Source organism: Streptomyces sp. NPDC059454 (genome assembly GCF_042749965.1).
In the GTDB taxonomy this organism is placed as follows: Bacteria; Actinomycetota; Actinomycetes; order Streptomycetales; family Streptomycetaceae; genus Streptomyces.
The window spans coordinates 116,961-125,043 of sequence record NZ_JBHYVC010000016.1; the positions used below are offsets into that span (position 1 = coordinate 116,961).

Genomic DNA, 8,083 nt, shown 5'->3' on the forward strand with positions numbered 1-8,083 from the left:
GTAACCGGGCGGGCCCTCCCGTAACCGGGCGGGCCCTCCCGTAACCGGGCGGGCCCTCTCTTAGCCGGCCGGGCCCTGTCGTAGCCGTGTGGCGGAGACAACTCGTAGGCTGCTGGTATGACCGAAGACGCAGCCGCCCCGGACCTCCGCGCCTCCGACGCCGACCGGGAACGGGTCGCCGAGATCCTGCGGGACGCCCTCGCGGAGGGCCGCCTCGACATGGAGGAGTTCGAGGAACGGCTGGACGCGACGTACAAGGCGCGCACCTACGGGGAACTGACGCCGATCACCCGCGACCTGCCGGACCAGGGGACGTCCGCACCGGCCGTGTCCCTGGCGAAGCAGCCGGAGCGGAGCGGCACTTGGGGGGACAGGATCGTCGGCGGCGACGACGCGGGGACGTCGTCGTGGGCCGTGGCCGTGATGGCGGGGTTCCAGCGCAAGGGTCACTGGACGGTGCCGCGCCGCTTCAACTGCTTCGCCTTCTGGGGCGGCGGCGAGATCGATCTGCGGGAGGCGTACTTCGCGGACCGCGAGGTCGTCATCAACGCGGTCGCGATCATGGGCGGGGTGGAGGTCGTCGTCCCGCCCGGTGTCGAGGTCGTCGTGCGCGGCGTCGGCGTCATGGGCGGTTTCGATCACCGGGAGGAGGGCGTACCGGGGGAGCCGGGCGCCCCGCGCGTGATCGTCACGGGCTTCGCCTTCTGGGGTGGCGTCGGTGTCGACCGCAAACTCCCCCGGGCGGAGAAGCAGCGCCTGCGCGAGGAACGCCGCAGGGAGAAACTGGAACGCAAGCAGGAACGCCGCCGCGAACTGGAGGGCTCCCTGCCCGACCTCCACGACCACCTGAACCTCCACGGCTCCCGGGAGGAACGCGAGACCCGCAGGCGCGACGACCGCTGAGCCGACTCGGTCCTCCGGCCGATCCAGTCCTCCGGCCGACTCGGTCCTCCGGCCGATCCAGTCCTCCGGCCGACTCGGTCCTCCGGCCGATCCAGTCCTCCGGCCGATCCAGCCCCCTGGGGCGATCCAGCCCCTCCGGCGCTTGAGGAGCGGGGTCCGGGGCGGAGCCCCGGGTACGGGAAGGGCAGGGGCGGAGGGGGCGAGAACCACACCCCTGAACCCCCTACAACCGCGCCGGAGCCCCACCCTTCAGATGATCCAGATCGAACGCCTCCGCCATCCGGGTGTACCCCCTGTCACTCGGATGGAGATGATCCCCGGAGTCGTACTCGGCCCGAAACCGCCGCGGATCGTACGGATCGAGAAGCGCCTCGTCGAAGTCGACGACCGCGTCGAACACCCGCCCCGCCCGGATCTCCGCGTTGATCCGCCGCCGCACGTCCTCCCGCGCGTCGGTGTACCCCCGGTGCCCACCGAACGGCATGAGCGTCGCCCCCACGACCTTCAGCCCCCGCGCATGAGCCCGCTCGACCAGCGTGTTCAGTCCTGCGACGATCGTGTCCGGATCGGCGGTCCCCGGATGGCGCAGGATGTCGTTGATCCCGAGCGCGACGACGACGACCTTGGCGTTCGTCCGGCCCAGCACGTCCCGCTCGAACCGGTTCAGCCCGCTGGGATTCGAGGCCGGCCGCCCCAGCCCGTCGGTGAGGACCCGATTCCCGCTGATCCCCTCGTTGACGACGCTGTAACGCGGCACGTCCCGCCCGGCCCCGATCGCCTCCCGCAGCCGGTCGGACAGCACGTCCGGCCACCGGTTGTTCTTCCCGGTCGTCGAGGTGACGCCGTCGGTCAGCGAGTCCCCGAGGACGACGACCGTGCCGTCCGACTCGTTGCTCAGCACGTCCAGCGCGGTCACGTACCGCCAGGCCTTGCTCTGTCCGGTGTACGCCGTCCCCGTCGTGTCCAGGGTGTGCTCGCCGTCGGCGACGTACGAGATCTGGCGCGCGTGCGGGTGATGGGTGACCGGTCCGGAGGGGGTGGGGGAGTACGTCGTGATCAGCACGTCCCCGTCGTGCGGGACGGCGATGCGCACCACGTCGCTCGTCACCTGCCCGCCCGGCGGGATGACGACCGTCGGGCTTCCGGTGAAGGTCAGCGGCCGCATGGTCTGCGCGAGCGCCTGAGCCGTGTCCGGGTCCGCGGACACCGCGATCGAGGCGTGCGTGAGGGGCAGCGGCGACTGGCCGTAGAGGTTGGACAGCGTGACGCGGGCACTCGTACCGCCGGCGCTGGTGTGGACGACGTTGCGCACCGAGCGGCCCGCGAGGCCGGTCGTCTCGGTGCCGGGCTCGCCCCCGACCGGGGAGGTGGCCCAGGAGGCGACCCAGGTGCCGGTGGAGGCGGGCGCGGCAGGGTTGTTCTGTGCGCCACGGCCACCGGCGAGGGTGTCGCGCTCGCGCATGCCGTCGTCGACTCCGATGCCGACGTAGAGGGCGGCGGAAACCGCCAGGATCGCGGCGACGACCGCGGCGAGCAGAGCGCGCTGCTTGGCGGGAGGCGCCCCCGCGCCTCCGTCACGACCCGGGGTCATGCTGTTCTGTTCTCCTCGGGAGACGGGAGCCGATGCTCCGATCCGATGAACCCATGATGATCCATGGGCCGGGAAGGCTGACACGCGGGACCCTTGGGTGCTCCCCCTGGACAAACCCCCTCCGGACAGACGCCGGGAACTCCTGTCGCGTTCCAGGAGTCGGTCAGGAAGGGACAATGTGTGAGGGATCACCGAACGGGTGGAGCGGATGGAACGGGCCGGAACAGAAGAAGCAGCGGAAACGGCGGAAACGGCGGAAATGGCGGAAAAAGGCGGCCGGGACGCCGGAGGGCAGCATGCCCGCACCGGCGCCTTCACGAACCGCACGATGACGACGTTCAGCCCCGCGGACGAGGAGAAGCAGCGCGGGGTGCGCCGGATGAAGCTCACCGCCACCGGGCTGCTGCTGTTCGTCGCCGTCGTCTACGTCCTCGCCGAATGGGCCTCCCACCAGGGCGCCGGCCCCTGGGCGGGCTATGTCGCCGCCGCGGCCGAGGCCGGCATGGTCGGCGCGCTCGCCGACTGGTTCGCCGTCACCGCGCTCTTCCGTCACCCCCTGGGCCTGCGCATCCCGCACACCGCGATCATCCCCACCAAGAAGGACCAGCTCGGCGTCTCCCTCGGCGAGTTCGTCGGGGAGAACTTCCTCTCCGAGGACGTCGTACGGCAGCGGCTGCGCGCCGTCGGCATCGGCAGCCGGCTCGGCGCCTGGCTCGCCGTCCCCGAACACGCCGACCGGGTGACCGCCGAACTGTCGGCGGCCCTGCGCGGCGCCCTGACCGTGCTGCGCGACTCCGACGTCCAGGCGGTGGTCGGCGAGGCCATCACCCGCCGCGCCGACGCCCAGGAGATCGCGCCCGGCATGGGCAAGATGCTGGAGAGGATCGTCGCGGACGGCGGCCACAAGCGGGCCGTCGACGTCATCGTCACCCGCGGGCACGACTGGCTGGTGCTGCACAGCGACACCGTGATGGACGCCGTCCACGGCGGCGCGCCCGGCTGGACGCCCCGATTCGTCGACCGCAAGGTCGGCGAGCGCGTCTACAAGGAGCTGCTGCGCTTCGTCACCGAGATGCGCGACATGCCCGCCCACCCCGCGCGCGGCGCCCTGGACCGCTTCCTCACCGACTTCGCCTCCGACCTCCAGTCCGACACCGACACCCGCGCCCGCGTCGAACGCCTCAAGAGCGAGATCATCGGCCGGAGCGAGGTGCAGGACCTGATCGCCTCCGCGTGGACCGCCGTACGGGCCATGATCGTCTCGGCGGCGGAGGACGAGCGCAGCGAACTCCGCCTGCGCGTGCGCGCCTCACTGCTCTCCCTGGGGGCCCGCATGTCGCTCGACCCCAAGGTGCAGGGCAAGGTCGACGGCTGGCTGGAGAGCGCGGCGGTGTACGTGGTGACCACCTACCGCAAGGAGATCACCTCCCTGATCACGGACACGGTGGCGAGCTGGGACGCCGAGCACACCACGAAGAAGATCGAGGCCAACATCGGCCGGGACCTCCAGTTCATCCGCATCAACGGCACGGTGGTCGGCTCCCTGGCCGGTCTGCTGATCTACACGGTGTCACGGGCCCTGGGGGCGTAGCACGCCACGCTCCCACGGGCACGCCGTGACTGTCCGCGCAGTTCCCCGCGCCCCTGGGGGAGCGGCCTCACCGCGGGTTCCCAGGTTCCCCTCGTCCTCTCGACCAACGGCGACCGCAACCCCCTGGGGGCGCGGGGAACTGCGCGGCCAACCACAACGGACCCGCGGGGACCCACGACGGGCTGCCCCCTAGGGGCGCGGGGAACTGCGCGAACACCCACGACGCACCCGCCGGACCCCCACGCCCCGCAAGCCCGAAGGCCCCCGGCCCGCACGCCCCGGCGTGAAAAAGCGAGCGGGCGTGAGAACGCCCGACCGGGGCATCCGACGGAGGTTCGCTTCGCCAGGGAGGGAGCCCATGACCACCGCGCAGTCCGCGACCGGACGCACCATCACCACCAGCATCCCCGCCCGCCTGGACCGCCTCCCGTGGTCCCGCTGGCACTGGACCGTCGTCCTCGGTCTCGGCACCGTGTGGATCCTCGACGGTCTGGAGGTCACGGTCGTCGGCAACATCGCCGGCCGCCTCTCCGAACCCGGCAGCGGACTGCCCATCACCTCCGGCGAGGTCACCGGCATCGCCGCCGCCCTCTACGTGGCCGGCGCCTGTGCGGGCGCCCTGTTCTGGGGCCGTCTGACCGACATCTGGGGCCGTAAGAAGCTCTTCATGATCACCCTCGCGGTGTACCTCGGCGCCACCGCCCTCACCGCGGTCGCCTTCGACACCTGGTGGTTCTTCCTCTTCCGCTTTCTCACCGGCTTCGGCATCGGCGGCGAGTACGCGGCCATCAACTCCGCGGTCGACGAGCTGATCCCGGCGCAGTACCGGGGCCGCGTCGACCTGATGATCAACGGCAGCTTCTGGCTGGGCGCGGTCGGCGGCTCCCTGCTGTCGATCCTGGCCCTGAACACCGACATCTTCCCGGCGAACGTCGGCTGGCGGCTGACCTTCGCCCTCGGCGCCGTCCTCTCCCTGGTCATCCTCCTCGTACGCCGTCACGTCCCCGAGAGCCCGCGCTGGCTGCTGATCCACGGCCGCGACGAGGAGGCGGAACGCATCGTCGGCGACATCGAACGACGGGTCGAGGCCGAGCGGAACGAGCCGCTGCCCCGCCCGGAGGGCGAACTCACCATCCAGCAGCGGAAGAACGTCACGTTCACCGAGATCGCCCGCACCGTCTTCGCCAAGTACCGCAGGCGCTCCGTCCTCGGCTTCTCCCTCTTCATCGGCCAGGCGTTCCTCTACAACGCCATCACCTTCGGCTTCGGCGCGATCCTGACCACGTTCTTCGACGTGCCGTCCGGCAGCACCGGCTACTACTTCGCCGTGATCGCGGTCGGCAACTTCATGGGCCCGCTGCTGCTCGGCAAGCTCTTCGACACGGTGGGCCGCCGGGTGATGATCTCCGGCACGTACCTGCTCTCGGGCATCCTGCTGTTCGGCACCGCCTGGCTCTTCGACCGGGGTTCGCTCAGCGCGACGACCCTCACCGCCTGCTGGTGCGCGGTCCTGTTCTTCGCCTCGGCGGGCGCGAGCAGCGCGTACCTGACGGTCTCCGAGGTCTTCCCCATGGAGACCCGCGCGATGTCCATCGCCTTCTTCTACGCCCTCGGCACCGCCGCCGGCGGCATCAGCGGCCCCCTGCTCTTCGCGAAGCTCACGGAAACCGGCGTGGTCGGCGACACGGTCCTCGCCTTCCGGATCGGCGCCGGCCTGATGTGCGCGGCGGGCCTGGTCGCGGCCTTCCTCGCGGTGAACGCGGAACGCCGCTCCCTGGAGGACATCGCCGCGCCGCTCACGGCCGCGTCGAAGGCGAAGGACAGGAGCCGTACGGACCCGGCCGCGGACGGTTCGGAACCGGCGACGGCGTGACGGAGTCGGACTCCACAACAGCGCGCGAACCCGCCCGACCGACAGGAGCCGTACGACGATGACCGTTCGCCGGATCGTGCCCGACATCCAGGTCGCCTCCGAGGAGGCGCTGAACACCAGCCGGGCCTTCTACGGCCTCCTGGGCTTCGAGGAGGTCATGAACAGGGGCTGGGTGACCACCCTGGCCTCCCCCGCCAACCCCACCGCTCAGATCAGCTTCTTCACCGAGGAGCGCACGGCACCGGTGGTCCCCGACCTCAGCGTGGAGGTGGAGGACGTCGACGCGGTGTACGAGCGGGTGCGGGCATCGGGTGCGGAGATCGTCCGCGAGCTGAGGGACGAGGAGTGGGGCGTACGCCGCTTCTTCACTCGTGACCCGAACGGCCGAGTGGTGAACGTACTGACGCACCGCTCCTGACGACGACGGCCCGTGGCCGGACCGGCGCCTCAGCCCCGCCGGTCCGCCACCGCCCACGAGGCGAGCGCCACGGCCCCCGCCGCCCCGAACACGGCGGGCCAGGCGCCCACCTTCTTCGCCAGCGGGTGCGACCCGGCGAACGTGGCGACGTACGCCACCGACAGCGCCCCCGCGGCCCTGCCGCCCGCCCGCTCCCGCCACTGCTGCGCGGCGGCGGCCCCGGCGGCGGCGAGGACGACACCGCCCAGCTGCCGCTTCCGGGTCCAGCGGGCCACGCCGTACCCCCCGACGAGTCCGCTCGCGGCCACCACCGAACTGGGAACCTTCGCCATGCCTGCTGCCTCCTGCCGCTGCGCCGGCCCAGCGGGCCGGGTCGTCCGGACTCCGAGGCTAGCGCTCCAGGAAGCGGCCCCCGCGCCCAGGCCCGCGCCCAGGCCCGCGCCCAGGCCCGTGTCCGGCCGCGCGACACAACCTGAGTCCCTGCTTGTCAACTTTCCTCCCCCGAGCTATATAAGAAGGCAAGACCGTAAGGGCATCGCAGATGACACCCACGGAAGGAGATGACCGTGATGCTCATGCGTACCGACCCGTTCCGCGAATTCGACCGACTCGCGCAGCAGGTCTTCGGCGCCACCTCCAACGGCCGCCCCTCGGCGATGCCGATGGACGCCTACCGGGCGGGGGACGACTTCATCGTCCACTTCGACCTCCCCGGCATCGACCCCGAGACGATCGAGCTCGACGTCGAGCGCAACGTCCTCAACGTGCGCGCCGAGCGCCGCTCCCCGGCGCCCGAGGGCGCGGAGACCGTGGTCGCCGAGCGCCCCACCGGCACCTTCACCCGCCAGCTGTTCCTGGGCGACACCCTGGACACGGAGCGCATCGACGCGTCGTACGAGTCCGGTGTCCTGACCCTGCGCATCCCGGTCGCCGAACAGGCCAAGCCGCGCCGCATCCAGATCAGCGGCGGCGACAGCCCCAAGCAGATCGGCGGCTGACCCCCGCTCACCCCGCGCGTCCCGCGGACCCGGACGGTCCGCGGGACGCGCCCCCGCACACATCCGGCCCGCAGGGCGGCACATGCCCGGGGAGAACCGGGGCACTGGAGAACCGGAGACCGGGGCACTGGAGAACCGGAGAAGGAGAGAAGCACCGGATGACCACGCTGACACCACAGAAGCCCGCGACCATCAAGCAGGCCGGAGGCATCCCGGCCCCGGCAGCCGCGCCCCGCAACGACAGCTGGCACCGACTGATCGACGCCGTACGGGAGTCGGGCCAGTACCCGACACGGTCGGAGGCGGAGAGCGTCACCCGTGTCGTGCTCTCCGCCCTCGGCGGCCACGTCGTCGGCGACGAACGCGTCGACCTGGCCCGCGCCCTGCCCGAGGAGGCGGCGAGAGTGATCGCCTCGCAGATCCCGGTGAACCGCAGACTGACCGCCGCGGAGTTCGTCGACTCGGTGGCCGCCCGCATCGAGGGCGCGACCCCGGCCACGGCCCGCTGGGACGTCAGCTCGGTCCTGAGCGTCCTGCCCGACGTGGTCGGTGACGCCCTGGTGACCCGCGTCCTGGCCCAGCTGCCGCCGGGCTACGCCCTGCTCTTCGGCCGGGCGGAACTGTCCCCGGCGTGAGAAGCGGGCGGCGGCCCCCTCACCCGTGAGAACCGCGCCGACGTGGCCCGGCCCCGGACCCGTGTCCTGTCTCT

At 71.7% G+C, this 8,083-nt stretch carries 8 protein-coding genes; 6 read left to right on the forward strand and 2 right to left on the reverse strand.

All coding sequences use genetic code 11. The annotated features are described in order from the left end of the window. Positions 1-117: 117 nt before the first annotated feature. A complete protein-coding gene (locus ACFXAE_RS14415) occupies positions 118-903 on the forward strand; it encodes a DUF1707 domain-containing protein (protein ID WP_384713242.1) in 786 nt (261 codons plus the stop codon). Between the two features lie 223 nt (positions 904-1,126). Here ACFXAE_RS14415 and ACFXAE_RS14420 read toward each other — a convergent pair whose 3' ends face one another. Beyond that, the gene (locus tag ACFXAE_RS14420) at positions 1,127-2,494 is read right to left on the reverse strand and encodes an SGNH/GDSL hydrolase family protein (RefSeq protein ID WP_384713245.1); all 1,368 of its coding nucleotides are present in this window, start codon (positions 2,492-2,494) and stop codon (positions 1,127-1,129) included. Positions 2,495-2,702: 208 nt separating this feature from the next. Here ACFXAE_RS14420 and ACFXAE_RS14425 point away from each other — a divergent pair, with 208 nt between their 5' ends. The 3 genes from ACFXAE_RS14425 (at position 2,703) to ACFXAE_RS14435 (ending at position 6,376) form a co-directional block, all read left to right on the forward strand. Then, positions 2,703-4,085 (forward strand): DUF445 domain-containing protein, encoded by a 1,383-nt coding sequence (locus tag ACFXAE_RS14425; protein ID WP_384713274.1) that lies wholly within the window; start codon positions 2,703-2,705, stop codon positions 4,083-4,085. A 358-nt stretch (positions 4,086-4,443) separates the two neighbouring features. Then, entirely contained in the window at positions 4,444-5,958 is a 1,515-nt protein-coding gene (locus ACFXAE_RS14430) for an MFS transporter (RefSeq protein WP_384713248.1), read from the forward strand. 58 nt (positions 5,959-6,016) lie between these two features. Next, a complete protein-coding gene (locus ACFXAE_RS14435) occupies positions 6,017-6,376 on the forward strand; it encodes a VOC family protein (RefSeq protein WP_384713251.1) in 360 nt (119 codons plus the stop codon). Between the two features lie 29 nt (positions 6,377-6,405). Here ACFXAE_RS14435 and ACFXAE_RS14440 read toward each other — a convergent pair whose 3' ends face one another. Further along, positions 6,406-6,708: a hypothetical protein gene (locus ACFXAE_RS14440; RefSeq protein ID WP_384713254.1), complete on the reverse strand. Its 303-nt coding sequence runs from the start codon at positions 6,706-6,708 to the stop codon at positions 6,406-6,408. A 237-nt stretch (positions 6,709-6,945) separates the two neighbouring features. Here ACFXAE_RS14440 and ACFXAE_RS14445 point away from each other — a divergent pair, with 237 nt between their 5' ends. Both ACFXAE_RS14445 and ACFXAE_RS14450 read left to right on the forward strand, forming a co-directional pair. Continuing rightward, positions 6,946-7,374 (forward strand): Hsp20/alpha crystallin family protein, encoded by a 429-nt coding sequence (locus ACFXAE_RS14445; protein WP_384713257.1) that lies wholly within the window; start codon positions 6,946-6,948, stop codon positions 7,372-7,374. Between the two features lie 158 nt (positions 7,375-7,532). After that, positions 7,533-8,009, forward strand: coding sequence for a DUF2267 domain-containing protein (locus ACFXAE_RS14450; RefSeq protein WP_384713260.1), 477 nt, complete (start codon positions 7,533-7,535; stop codon positions 8,007-8,009). The last annotated feature ends 74 nt before the right edge of the window (positions 8,010-8,083 follow it).